The organism is Flavobacterium phycosphaerae (assembly GCF_010119235.1).
GTDB classification, from domain to species: Bacteria; Bacteroidota; Bacteroidia; order Flavobacteriales; family Flavobacteriaceae; genus Flavobacterium; species Flavobacterium phycosphaerae.
In genome coordinates, this window is record NZ_JAAATZ010000001.1 from 22,747 (window position 1) to 37,908 (window position 15,162).

Annotated in this window: 4 protein-coding genes; all 4 read right to left on the reverse strand. The window is 32.4% G+C overall.

Annotation, left to right across the window (positions count from 1 at the left end; genetic code table 11):
* Positions 1-114 precede the first annotated feature (114 nt).
* The 4 genes from GUU89_RS00135 to GUU89_RS00150 are packed head-to-tail and all read right to left on the reverse strand — an operon-like array spanning position 115 to position 15,092.
* Entirely contained in the window at positions 115-1,101 is a 987-nt protein-coding gene (locus GUU89_RS00135) for a toxin-antitoxin system YwqK family antitoxin (RefSeq protein ID WP_162126052.1), read from the reverse strand.
* A complete protein-coding gene (locus tag GUU89_RS00140) occupies positions 1,025-12,904 on the reverse strand; it encodes an RHS repeat-associated core domain-containing protein (RefSeq protein WP_162126053.1) in 11,880 nt (3,959 codons plus the stop codon). Before GUU89_RS00140 ends, GUU89_RS00135 begins: the two co-directional genes overlap by 77 nt.
* A gap of 5 nt (positions 12,905-12,909) precedes the next feature.
* A complete protein-coding gene (locus GUU89_RS00145) occupies positions 12,910-13,629 on the reverse strand; it encodes a hypothetical protein (protein WP_162126054.1) in 720 nt (239 codons plus the stop codon).
* Positions 13,629-15,092, reverse strand: coding sequence for a hypothetical protein (locus GUU89_RS00150; RefSeq protein WP_162126055.1), 1,464 nt, complete (start codon positions 15,090-15,092; stop codon positions 13,629-13,631). The genes GUU89_RS00145 and GUU89_RS00150 overlap by 1 nt, the downstream gene beginning before the upstream one ends.
* Positions 15,093-15,162: the final 70 nt, after the last annotated feature.

A 15,162-nucleotide genomic window follows, 5' to 3' on the forward strand; every position in this document is an offset into this window, starting at 1 on the left:
TTTTCTTAGTACTTTTCTATATAATTTTCCCTAAATGTATTGAAATCATTCGAAGTGATGGCTTTGAAATTAACACAAACAATTACACTTTGATATAAAGTTTCTGATGGTCAATCAATTTTTTTTACTCCATAGTTTAATTCCCAACAAATAATACTCAATTTTATCTAGCTCCCCGTTATCGTTATAATATCTGATTATTCCTTTCCGCCTGCCATGCCTATACTTTCCTTCTTCAATTATACTTCCATTTTCATTTTTTATAAAGTATTTTCCGTTAAAAAAATCATTGTCTATCGTATAGTATTTTATTATTTTACCTTTCTCATATATAATATCAAACTGTTTAGGGTAAATAATATGTCTTTTTAAACCATTTGAGTCATTAAGAATATATAATGGTTGAGTTTTATCCGAATCAAAATTTTCATAATCAATATACCTTACCTCACCATTTTTAAAAAGGTTAATGTTGATTTTCGAAAAAAAACCCTTAGTGTAGTGGCTAATCCTTTTTACCTTGTTTGAAAGAGGATAATAAAGATAGATAAAGCCATTTAATTTAAAATCGTTAATTTCAAAATCATAGACTTTATTTTTATACCTATCTAGTTTAATCCATCTCCCATCTGGTATAATAATTTCAGATGAAAAGCCTGAATTTAAACTTAATTCAGGAAATGGCTCGCCTATTAAATAAAATTCCTCAAATTGTTTGTATGAATATTTACTTGATGCTACATTAAGTTCAAATTGATTCGATAAATCTCTTTTAAAAAATAATGAATCAATCTTCTTATCTATATCATCATCCGGATAACTCGGAAAAAATCTAATGTAACATCCTTCAAAATTCGAAAAATATAATTTTTCATCAAAATTAAAAAAATTATTATCGGAATAAGAAATTGAATCCAATGGCTTCGAATAATGCCCTTTGAATTGTAAATCATTATCATAAATACAAATGTTCCATTTTTGAGAAATTAAATTATTTGAAATTAATAATAGAATGTAAAAACAATTAATTTGTTTTGAATGAATCATCCGATAAAATAATTCTAATTTCAGCTCTTTGATTATTTTTATTTTCAGTATCATTTTCAGATTTTTTTTCAACTTCAGGAACTCCAATTGTTATCTTACTTTCATCAACCCCATAATCTTTTATTAACACTTGTTTGATAAAATTTGCTCGATCATTAGAAAGAATATTATTATTATCTACATTTAGCTCACCTTTAACTATGCTTCCATCAGAACTTCTACCTGTATATCTGCTTGGCACTCCACTTGAAACACCTACTATATTAAGTGTCGCTCCGGTTCCTTTTGAAATAGTTGCAGCTTTTTCGAGCTGTTCCTTTTCTATTGGTGTAAATGAGTCAATAATACTACAGTCAGTTTTAAATTGAACAACAAAAGGTTGAATAGCTATGTTAGTAACATATTTATTTGAAACCTTTTTGTCGGCCATTCCTTTAGCCATTGCTGAATTTAAAGCTTGAGAATCATCCGCAGGCATTTGATCAAATTTTTTAATTTTTTGATAATTATTTTGGAATACTCTCATTAATCGTTTTCTCCCTTCAAGACTAGTAAGGTTAGCACGAGCCGCATTGAACTCATTTTTACCTTCTGGTGTGCTAGTTTCATATTTAAAAATAGCTACTGTTTTATCGTCTACTCCTTCTTTTATCCTTTCAGAGGTAGGAACAAATATTACATATCTTCTTAATACTACCCCAGCATACATTTCGCGAATCATTATTCGCTCTTCAAGGCCATCTAAGTCAATTGCTTGAATTGGTGTATTACCCGCAAATTGATAAGGTGTGTACCATGGATAACCTTTAAATAGTGGGTCAGTAGATAAAAATTTACCTAACCTCGCATCATATATTCTAAATCCATAATCATATTGAACTCCTTCACCTTTTAATTCATCATCTTTTTCCTTACCATTAAACCCATAACGATAGTCATCAATGCCACCGTGGCGTTTAGGAACTAGACTTCCAAAAGGATAGTAATCATTGTAGGCAATAACATCAGCATTAAAGAATGGTATACTCGCATATGGCTTGTAAGGTATCTTCTTATCATTAATAACAACTAGTACATTTCCTAAATGGTTTTTAAGCTCATATCTTTTGTCTCCAACAAGGTTTTTATAATTTTTATAGGAGAATGGTCCGGTTGGATCAAAAATAGCATGATTATAATCCAAATAATTAGGAATACCATTACCATCTGTATCCATCGTGTATTCGGCTCCTGGGATAGGATAGTTAACATATCCCGGACCTCCTTCGATGATTTCCCATGTTTGATAGCCATCTCCATCATCATCTACATCCAAATAATTCGGGATACCATCAATAGCCACATATTGGTTTCCTGATGAATTAGTAATATCAGTATTTACGGCGTCAGCAGGATTACCATCACCATTTGGATCTGAATATTCATTAATGGTTAAAATACCATCACCATCATCATCTGTATCCAAATAGTTAGGGAGACTATCTATTATACCACTATTGGTATTTAGTGTTGGATAACTATCGGTATTTATAGCATCATAAGGAATATGATTTCCGTCAGGATCAGCACTTTCATAAAAAGTATATAAACCATCATTATCATCGTCATTATCTAGATAATTAGGATTACCATCAGTATCAGTATCCGTTGACAAAATACCTCCATCCGGTGCCGGACCTTCATATAAAGTGAATAAACCATCACCATCATCATCAGAATCAAGATAATTTGGAATACCATCAGGATTTGTTGCTGAAGCTGCATCGGTATTCAGTACTGTACCTGTATTAGGATTATGATCGCCGTCATTATTAGCTCCTTCATAAATGGTATTAATTCCATCACCGTCATCATCAGCATCCAAATGGTTAGGGCAACCGTCCCCATCTGTATCTATTTCAGCATAAGTTACTGAGGTAGGCGAGTCAAATACAACTTCATATATATCATAAAGTCCGTCTTCATCTTGATCTAACAAGCATGGACCATATTGTCTTACTGCTCCATTTTGGTTCATTATTGCATTTGAGGATGGGCTTCCAGTTGGGGATAATGGATTCGCATTATCATCAAAATTATAATTATCAACAATCAGATTATTAAAGTTATAATTAAAATAACAAACATCAAAATCATACATGGTACTGAAATTCCCTATTCTATTACTGCCTGTTGGTATAGTTATAGCTCCAACAGTGGGAGTATTGGATGGAACCCAATTTGAAGTCAAACTTTGATTTTGAGCTCCATTAATTTTAAGTACCCCAGATGTTGAAGAGAAGTTAGTAGTAAAGTCAAGTTCAAAATTACTCGGCACGTTAGCAACTGCAGTAGCTTCATAGGAGTTAAGTATAGTATTAGTTGGATCAATGCTGTTAATTATTCTTGAATATTTATTGATGGTAACTCTTGGTTTATAAGAATCCGCGGCATTTTTTCTAACCGAAAGTTTTACTTCTGTAGTAACATCATAAATTGGTTCAGGGACTACTTTTAGGTTTAATATAGATGTATTAGTATTTGCAAAATCAACTCTCAAAGTAGCAGAGTAAGCATTAAATCTCGTGTTAGTTGCACTATCATTTACTAGTACATCAACATTTGCGGCATTATTAGGAATAGTAAACTCGACTCCTCTGTAGGCTTTTCTTATTCTTACGGTAGGCTGATAACTTGAATTAAAACTAGTCAACGGAATAGAAGTGACAAATGAACTTACTCCTCCAACCATTTTGTTAAATACAAGATCACCAGCAGCTATAATAGTCCTAATTCCATAATAGACACCATTGGCAACAAAACCAACCGTTACTCCATTATATTTATTAATATCTCCTGTTATCGTATATTCAACCGATCCTGATTGATTCAGAGCAAAAATAGTATTAGATGGCGCCATTGAAGTAGAAGGGCACCCCGTTGGCCTTTGAACAGAAGTAGTATCCCCATTCTGTACTAGAGTAAAACAAGATGGAATTGGAGAAAGTGTACTAATATTAATTCCATTTACAGGAGCAGTAGCATTAAAAATTAATTTCGATAAATCAGTATAAATGGAACTTACTGGTATTGATAAATTGTTATTAATCGTAACACTAGTATTTAATGAAATGTTAGTTGGTAGTGGATTGGTAATCATGGCCGCATTAAAATTCCATGTAGCTGATTTATTTAACCCAAAGTTTAATGAATAATCTCTAACTACAGGGTCTCCAATACAAGATGACATTCTTGACATGCTATTTTCAGATGGTAATGGTGGAACCTGAATTTCGCACTTTTCTGCAACCGCATTTTCTCTATCATTTACCAAAGTAGATTTTCCATAATCTTTAATAGGCCCCTCATATAAAGGTACACTACTATACACTACGGTATTTTTTTCTTCTAGCCCTACTCGGCTACTACCATAAATATCGTGTTCTTTTAAAAATAAATTTAATCTACCTCGCTTATTTTTTAAATCATATACCCCAAGCACATTACCTTGAGCATCTCTACAATAGTATGTTGTATTACCGGATTCAGAAAAATTTTGATGTATAGATTTAGCTATTCTATTACCAAGACCATCATATTCAAAATCAACATAAGTATAAGAATCTCCTGAACCTTTTATAATCCCTTTAACCTTCCCATCAACTCTCCATTTTATGGTTAGCTGTTCTGATTTATCTTGGATTAACTGACCTATTTGATCATAAATATAATTTCCTGTATTATTATCATCAGGGTTATAAACATAGTCCGGATATATTAATTGGATTTGATGAATTTGATCTTCTAGGTCATTTTCAAATTCTGATTCATTAGCCGGAGAAGATTCATCATGAACCATAGTTAATTTATTATTGTTCGATTGATAATCATATTTTAAATCATCCATTACATCAATGGAACCATCATTATTTAATGCTTTCCTAAGAAGTGTTTTAATATTCCCATTCCTATCATAAGTATAATTGGATAAATAGCTATCCGTAAAACCACCTGAACCATTTTCTTTAGGTTTTATAGCATTAGAGGTCAATGAAACTATTCTATTAAGCTGATCATACGTATAATTATTTTTTTGAACTGAAAGAACCTCTTCTTCATTAATTCTAACACCAGTAGTCATTTGTTTAATATTACCATTAAATAAATTCCTGTTATTTCCTGGAATTGAATTGTCTCTACTAAACATTAAGGGAGCGTAACCAGCATCACCATTATCTCCTTCAATAGCTCTATAATCCGTAAATTGATCATTATCAAAATAACTTAGAGAATAACCGTAAGCATCTTTTGTTTTAGTTTCTCCCGACATATTGCCATCATTCCCCATATCATTATTAGGTGACATTATATTTTCTCCATTAACCGATTTTATCCAACCTTGTAAGGTATAACTATAGTCTTGTCCTTGGACTTTCTTATCCCCTATTTGGGTTCTTCCCAGTGGGCCGTGTGGATAGTATTTATACGCCGCATCTTCTTCCCAAACAACTCCATCAGGTGAGGTTTCAACATTGAGTAACCTATTATCCGCATCATAATTATATTTATGGATAAATTGGTCTATTTTATTTGGTTGAAAAGTCACCTTATTAACATTTCCACTGATTAAATCATAATCATAAACTACTCTTTTAAGATGCTTTTCACAGTCGTTGAGTTGTCCTGTTTCCTCATTAATTACACCTGTAGGGCTACAAGGTAAATTCTTTAAAGAAGTAATATAAGTAAGCAATTCTTTGACATTACCATGAACATCATAATTGTAAAAAATTGCATTGGTAAATTTATCAAGAACATCTAGTTGATCATAGTAAAAAATTCCTGTAACCCTGTTTCTGTTGTTATGAGCCGGAATAAAATCAGGTGATGTATTGGTTACAAATAAACTTGAAGCAAATATGCTGGGCGATTCCACTAGAGGATCTTCTGTATAAACCGTAATAGTTACTTCTCTTCTAATATTTGTGGTTCCTGAAAAGTCATTCACTGCATTTCCTCCGAATATTAACCTTCCTTCATCACTTATATTATAATCTCCAGGCTTAACAAATACTTCGCCTGCTTCAATTATTCGCCCTAAAAAATCATAAACCGAATAGCTGTATTTTTCTCTTCCTGTTTCTACATCTACAATCCGTTGGTTATCATTTTGAGAGGCTATAATCCTGCCTAAAGCGTCATATGCAAATCTTGTCATGCCACCATCAGGTGTATTCTGCCATACTAATTGGTTTAGCGAATTGTACTTATACTCAGTTTTAAATCCATGAGCAGGGGTTAACAAAGGGTTTTCAATAGCATTAGGATGATTTCTGAAATTATTAATTGAAGCGTTTAAACTAACACCTAAATTAGATACTCCCTCAGGTGCTACAGTTTGAATTAAATTTCCGGCTTGATCATAATAATATAAAGTGTGTTGATACTCTTGATCTCCATATGTCATTTTGAAATTTTCAACAGCATATTTAATAGCTTGTTCAATGTACTGTCTAATAAATTCTTTACGCAAATATTGTATATAGGCATTATAAGAATCCAACTGATATGTTGCTGTTACATTAGCCATTAATTCTTTACAAGGATCTTGAAGAGTAATCGCTGGAGAATAGGCAGGCATTGGACCTGGTGGACATCCATGAGGGCCAGCCATATATATAGTATTTACATAATCATTCCAATATACTCTCTCGGGGTCATCTTGATTTTCTAAACAATAGACCAAATAGTTGTTTATAACCTGGTTTATTTGGTTATAACCATAATGCAAATCGGTTTCTCCAAACTGCGCTATAGTCAGAAAGTTTGGATCATCAGCAGACTGAACATTTAAAGTACTCATGTAATAAACATAAGAATCAACTACATATTGTAAACTCAAATCACAAAATGCTTGTTGGGGCATTACAGTAATGGTAGGCAAATTATGCTCAGCTAAATACTTCGTATACTTTGTGTATTTTTCTTCACAAGCTACTGGAGCTACCGTTTGTGGGATGCATTCACAAGCGGCTGTATAAGGCGCATTTACAGGTGGAGCATCGCCTCTATTTATAGTTATTGGTGATTGATTAATAACTGGGTCACCTTTAAATGAAACAACTCCTTCAGCAGAAGCACTATTCCTGTTGCTTAAAGGATCATAATCGTTGCTTATAAAATTACAGAAACGACTACCAATCCACTCTCCCTGAGTATTAAACTTAGTATAATTAGATATTAGTATGTGATTAAGAACATGAGTAATACCAACATGGTCAACATAGCTTACATTTCCAAAAAATGTATCTGTCATATCAATATAATTAATATGGTCTACATCGGGCAAATGCAATTGAATAGTAATATTCGAAGTATTTGATGTATCCCCATTATTAAAATATAACATAGCTCCTCCTGTGGTATTATAATATAAACCATAGTTTATAAAAGGACCAACTGGAAGATTGTAATTTGTATTCTGCCAAGCAACAAGGTAATCTCTTAATGCCTGAAAATGAGACTCTAAATTGCATTGCTGAATAAATGTAGAAATGACAGCATTACTTTGTATTGGACCATAAGCAGTATATTGTGTCTGATTATTATAAGTAGCTATGGAATGATTTCCTGGCAATATTAAAAAATTCAGAACATCTCTAAGTCTATTCTCATATGCAACTTCTTCTTCTTGAGTTATTGGACATGATGTGAGATGTGGATTACCCTCAGAATCACATACATCACCAATACCATCATTATCCGCATCAGCTTGATCGGCATTCTTAATTGTTGGACAATTATCACAATTATCAAAAATACCATCTCCATCAGTATCTACTGTACCACAATTTCCATTATTACCATCACAGATATCTCCAATACCATTCCCATTATAATCCCATTCGCCACATGGAGAACAACATAGCAAATACAATGGTTTTTTAGTCTCACCAGGACAATATTGCCCTTGACAATTCGTTAAAGTTCCTCCTACTGTAATTGTTCCGTTATCAACGTTAAAAATACTCGTTATATAATTTCCGGCTTCATTGGTTGAATTTTGAGGTTCATAAATATAATTATCAACGGATAATGAAATCAAATCTTGTGGTATTATACCATTATCAATAAAGCTTTCTGTCCAAAATTGCAAAGCAAGCATACTGGTAGAATTCTTAAATATTTGAAATAAATAATGATCTGTCTGTTGAGTTCCGGTCCATGTAACATTATCAGAAGCAGTTGAGCCAAACATAGTTCTTAAAAAACTACTCATATAAAATGGGTCACTCGTTAAATCATAAGCGCTATCAAATAAATGATTTGTCTGTAATAAATGATTATAAAGTGCTTTAAAAGCATCTTGAAATTGTATTTTTTTATCATTACAGGCTGTTACTACTGGCGTAATAACTTCACCTGTTCCTGACTGTCCCTCAAGATGACAAGCACCAATTTTAGCAATCGTTTTTCCAGTTAATATAACATCTCTAAAAGTCCCTGAACCTTGTTGTATCCTGGCAATAATCTGGAAACCATAAATCGGTGGATTAGCCGATAAGTTAGAGGTAAGTACATCATAATACAATTGGCTACAAGCAATAATATGCCAATCATTACTGCTATTACCCATTGAATAATTATTCCAGCTTAAATTAGCTGAAGCAGGAAGTGTCAATACCAGTTGTGATGCAGAAGCAACATAGCTTGGCACTATAGGGGCAAAAGTAAAGTTTAAATCCGAACCATTTATAGTAACTCCCATAGTTGGGGTTAAAGTAGTTGGCATAGGAGTCCCTGTAAGTTCATGAAATAAATTTGCTGTCAATCCCTGCCCTATTTGATTCCAGCCTACTAAACTGGAAGATGTTGTCAAATTAACATCTTCAAAAAGACCACTTATAAACAAGTTTAAATCATTTATCAATGGACAATTTCCCGTTTGTAAATAATATTGATAATTATTAAGAGCTAACAACTGATTTAAAGAACCACCTAAATTTCCAGAATCATACCCAAAATCAATTGGAATGAACTTCTTAATCTTAGCACCATATGCCGCAGCTTGTGGCAAAGAACATAAAGGTATAGTTGTGGTTGAAGTTGGATTATTTGCAGCTATATAAGTATTGATTTCTTCATAGGTATTATTTCCGTTATATGCAGTATAATTATTGATTACATTCGTAATATTATCTGAACCACCTGTCCCTATACATCCGTTGAAACAACCATTTGATTTGGCATAAGCATTAATAAAAACATGCTTGATTTTTTGTTTTAAAGAAATGTATAAATTTTTATACGTATTCCATATTCTATTTTTAATGATTTCTTGGGCATTAGGTGACAAGCTTGTAAAACTTGAACTCGTTAAACTGACATCATTGAAATTACATACCTGAATTGCGTTACATCTAGCCATAATAACCGCAGCTTGGAACATTTTGGCGTAATTTAATGGGTCAGTAGCTAATCCGTTTTGGTTTAATAAATAGGTTTCGTATTGACTATTTAAAGCTTCAAGCATTATACTTTGTCTCCAAGCAAGTAGATTAGGGGTCTCTCCATTTATAATTTGAAAATAAGGGTCACCGCTATATATATTTGGATTGCTCATCATTGGGCTTGCTAAATCAAATAAGCCTGCTTGGTAAGCCTTCTGATATGTATCTAAATAATTCAAATAACCATCATACTCATCTGAATTTAAAAACCTTGTAACAGAACCCGTCTCAGTGGTTACACCAGCATTAACTGAAAATTGTTTTACAACTGTTTTTTTTATTAATTGACATAAATTGTTAGAATATTCTAAATAACAGTACTCTGGATGGTATTTAACAAGGGACTTTGCCCAAGACTCCTTCCATTTGCCAATGAAATCATCAAGTAATAGTAAATCCTGAGGATAAACGTAACCACCCGTTTGAACAACGGCGGTAGAAACTATTTGAGGTGTATATCCACTAGGGTTGGTACTCGTCACACCTGTATATTCAACTTCAATTTGTGATAAACTTCCGTCTGTATCGGTATACATAGGCATTGGATGTCTCCAATTAAAATCGTTTCCTGGGGTATTATTTACTTGTCCATTGTAAATAATTTGATTATCTTCATTAAAAACACTCAATAAAGTAGAACTTGCATTAGTACTATCACTATTTGCTGGATTATCGTTTATACTATTAACCATACCGGGTGTCATTCCATATTGACCACCTGGACTAACATCATTTTCTAATGATTTTTCATTTATTGAACAACTTGATGCAAAAGCACTTCCACAAATTTTATCACAAGTATTTCTCAATAAATTCCAATCATTAATCATACTAATCACTTGATGATCAACATCCGTTTGACTTATAAGTTGTCCAAAATTAATTGACTCATCTTCATTCTCATTCAAATTATAAACTTTTATACTACAATCAGATTCATTTTGAATAAATATGGTTGTATTAGTTTGAGGAACATTATAAATGTTTTTAATTTGTTTTAAAACATATTCACATTTACTCCCTATACTTTGTTCACATTCACTACAAGTAGTATTACAATCAATATTTAATTGAGGGCTAAAACCATCCGGGCTTATATAACATTCTTTTCCGATATCCTTATTAGTCAACATTTGCACATAATGATCCGCATAATTATTGAGAGTTTCTTTGTTGACTTTCAATTCTTTTACCAGTGAATAATTACCAGTATTTAGAAATAATGGTGAAGGAGTGAATCCTTGTGAATAATTAACTAAAGCACCAGTTCCTATACCATATGTTCCAATTACCATTGAATTGTGAGGGTGTAATAAATCATTATTACATTGATCTTTTAAACCAATCTGCAAATCATATACAAATGAATATTTCTGTGGGCACTTTTCTGGAATAAAAACATTCTTATTATAAATATTATATTTAAAAGTGTGGTCAATATTGTTGCCCGCTACACCTAATTGACTTGAAAGTGTTAAAATATCATTATAATTGAAAAAATTAGAGGATGTGCTTAGTTCATTATTATCTAATTCAGTATCTCCGTCATTTGCATCTGCTTTATTTAAAAGGTCTACAGTTATTTTTTTTAAACCCTCTTCTGATTCCTTTAACGGGATTAAACTTTCAGGGCTATTTCCTGCTAATGCTGTAGCTATAGTTCTACCCTGTGGATCAAGATAACTTACACTTACTTGACCATTTGGATCAACTGCAATATTCTTTTTATAATGAGATACATATCCTACTTGATAACCAAACAAACGGTTAAGCTCTTCCTGATGAGGAATAGAATAAAAATATTGCATTTCATGATTTGTAGACAATTGATGAGCTGGGCCAACGCCTCCTTTTCTGGATATTCTACCGGTGTTATCAGGAGTATATTCTATTTGACTAAATGGAAATTGGAAAGCATCAGGTATATAATTTCTAAAGGGGCTATCAAAAAAGTCATTGTTTTTTGAATAATATTTACTTGAACCACTATTGATATTCATTATACCGGCAGGCACTCCACATTCACCCTCTTTAGTATCCCAGTCAAAATCTAAATGGGAATATAACTCACCGTTAGAATTTTGATTTAAATTTTTAAAATAGCGAATGTAATCCTTTTTTATCGGCACTGGCAATACTTCTAAGGCAGCTCTCCCTTGTGTATCATATATAACTTCTCCGACTACTATATTTCCTTTATCAGTATTAACCTTGGTAACAGTCTGTCTGTTACGTAGAGATCCGTCAAAATAACTTACCACTTCCTTTTTCTTTCCATGCTCAGCATAGCTAGCCTGAAACTGCCAATTTTTTTGATTTTCGTGACCGTTAATAGAAATAAAACTATTCTCCCATGTTGAAATTTTTGTTTTATCATCCACTCCAGAACTCCAAGGTCCATAAAACACTTTGTCTACAGAATCACTATTATCTACAAATCGACCAACGCCCCTAACTCTATAAATAACATACCCTCTGGAATAAATCAGAGGAATTTGATAGTATGTTTTATCGGTTTGTACTCTTGTATTATTTAATTCAAAATCTCTTGAAGAAAAATCAATTAAATCAGCAGCTAAAACACTTCCGTCCTCAGCATAATTATCAACCCAAGTCCATTCTAATTCATATTGTAATGCACCTGTCAAACTTGGCCAATTAAAATTAAGGGCTAGAGGCATCCCATCAGAGTCGTAGGCAATTTGTGAGGTTATAGTGGGTTGTTGATTCGTTATTAAATAATATCTTTCAGTATTAAAACCCAACTCTATGGATACATTTTGATCTACTGTATCAGTTGTCGTGCCATTAGCAAGATTAGTTACTTGAACATTTTCTACTTTTAATCTGACACCATAACTGTTTACAAGTTCGTAAACTGACAAATCTGCAAAATTTGACGAATGGCCATATGGGTTATACTCAGCTGTCAACTCTTTTGAAAATGAATTTGCTGTATCATCATCCCCATTAGAAAGTAATGGAGTAATTAAAGCTGTCACGGTAACTTTAACCCATTGAAATGGTCCAATTTCATTGTCTATCTTTAATTTCGCATAAGCTTTTGGGACAATTGAAATATGATTAGGCATTGTATATTGAGGATCCCTTAAGTATCCTTCCATATGATTATTAATGTCAACATATGTCATTGTGACTTCAGGCGCAGTGTAGATATTTTTTTGACTAAAAACTGAAAAATTAGTACATAATAACAAAAAGACAAATACTATTTGCTTTTCTATTTTACTTGCAGAAAATAAAAAATAATTCATAAAAAAAGTCTTTTTTATAGTTAACACTAATGAAGTAACCTCCATAAAACTCATACTGGAAATAAAACTATTGAAGCTATATGATTTTTTCATATTCCTTATGATTTAAATAATTTGTAACCTGAAAATCGTTGAGACAACTTTATGTCACTCCCTTTGACAGTAAAATAATTATCTCTTTTTATTAGTAAATCGTCTTTTTTATTGTCTATTATCCGGTTTGAAAATGTTATTTCTAATCTTGGAGTAGTGTAGATTTTTTTCCCGTTTTTATCTTTAGTTTCCATTTTTTCTACATAATACAACAATTGCTTGGTAATGCTCAAATCAGATTTTTTAATATAAATAATTACTTTACTCAACATTACTTGCGAAATTTTCCCTGGCTTCAATTCACATATATAAAAGTCTTTATCATTTTTAATCGTTCTATTTTCAAATACTTTTAAATAAGCAGTAACTGATAGTGGAGACTCTTCAAAAGCAGCGTTAGCTGCATTCCGAATTTGTATAGCTTTCTCATCATTATTTATTTTCAATCCATAATTATCGTAGGCAATAAACTCGGTGTTTTTAATTTTAACATAACACACATTATTTTTCTTTAAAAAAACACCTTTATATTGCTCGTATATTTCCTTAGTACTATAATCACTGTATAATGTGTACTTTGTATTATAAGAGACCTGTTTCCGTTTTTTCAGTACATCTTCAGCGGTTCTAATCACCTCGTCAACTGAAAGTTTTTTTTGCTGCCCATAACTGTTTATACTAATAGATAAAAACAGAAGCCACAATATCATATTAATACTTTTCATTATTCTTTCCCTCCAACTTTTACATTACCACTTCGCGTCTCTTGAATGGTGAAAACTCCTTTTTCAGTTTCTTTTTTGATCCGGATCAATCCACCTTCCGGATCATACTCATAAAAGGTTGAATAGTTGTTTTCATCAAGTTCAGCCATCAAGCGCTGGGTCTTTTGATCATAAACAAAACTTTTCATATTCCCTTTAGTTGGCAGAACCCTAACATCATCAAAATAAGACATTACTTTTTCAAACCTTGACTCATTTTTAAGCTCTAGTATCATATCTCCAACTCGTATAGTTTCATCACCTGGCACAGTAATTTCACCTATAATTCTTTGCCAGCCATCTATAATATCACCTGTAGGTCTGAAAGTATAGATGTAGGGATTATCAAACAAATCATTAGAATTCTCGTGTTTAAATGAAACATTGATATAACTATTAACATAAGTTTTAAATTGTTTCTTTGGATTATCATTTGACTCTTCTTTTACCCATCCACTTACCAAATATTTTTCTCCTTTTAATAGTCCAAAAGAGGCACAATCAATACAGGGAGGATCACAGCCTTCACCGTCATTAATTATAGTCAATTTTCTGGCGTTGGCATGAACTACACACTGACCCAAATTATCTTTCGCATTATAAATAAAGGAATTGTAAGATGGCCCTGTGTCGCCTGAAACTTTGGCAGAGTATATAACTTCAACATAATCTCCCGGGTGCAAAACATGACCTGCTGATGAGAAATTAATCCTCATCCAGTTTGTTGAATTCCCAAAACTAGGCAACCATGGCGAGCTAGTCCCGCTTCCTGGTGGACAATTAGCTAAATTGTCCCGTAACATATTTATTACATCATTATTATAACTTACCACAGGTGGTTGAACAAAAGATGTATTAGTAGTAATAGTTGGTGGACCTGTTGTGTTAAAATAATTAATATAAGTATTACCATCTGATCCACGAGGTGTATGATCACTTTCAAATTGATCACCGGGTTGCGGTTTTAAATTTAATAAATCATAGAGAGTCATATTTTCTGAACCGTCATTAAAAACCAGCATTTTAAAGTCAATCTTATCACCATTTCGTACTTTCTGTATTATTGGCACTGGAGGTTCTGTTAAAGTAGCAGAATCATCACTTAACCAAGTCGTAAATTTTCTACATTTTACAAACATTTTATTACTTAAATGAAATAACGACTTAATGGTCATGTTTGCTTGTAAATAAGCATCACTAACTAAAGAGGTTCCATTAGAATTCTTGACGTAAGCTTGATTCACAATTTGGGTTTGAGCCATAAGACTATTCTTTGCCTGCACCTTAAACTCAATATACAAGGTTTTGTTTGCAAGGCAATTTCCTGATGGAAAATTAATATTTTCAACTTTTAGTTGGGTCGAAGTAGGTCCATTCGTTATTGTAACCAAAGGAGCAACTGCCCCCATATCAGGAATGTTCATAGTATTACCTGTCAAAATGGTAAAACTTGATTCATGAGGATTTGGATCAGTTGTGTATATGTACTTTATT

Excerpts from the sequence above, each read along its gene's own strand:
- GUU89_RS00140 (WP_162126053.1), bottom strand. The coding sequence starts at position 12,904 with ATGAAAAAATCATATAGCTTCAATAGTTTTATTTCCAGTATGAGTTTT.
- GUU89_RS00145 (WP_162126054.1), bottom strand. The coding sequence starts at position 13,629 with ATGAAAAGTATTAATATGATATTGTGGCTTCTGTTTTTATCTATTAGT.
- GUU89_RS00150 (WP_162126055.1), bottom strand. The coding sequence starts at position 15,092 with ATGAACATTCCTGATATGGGGGCAGTTGCTCCTTTGGTTACAATAACG.
- GUU89_RS00135 (WP_162126052.1), bottom strand. The coding sequence starts at position 1,101 with ATGATACTGAAAATAAAAATAATCAAAGAGCTGAAATTAGAATTATTT.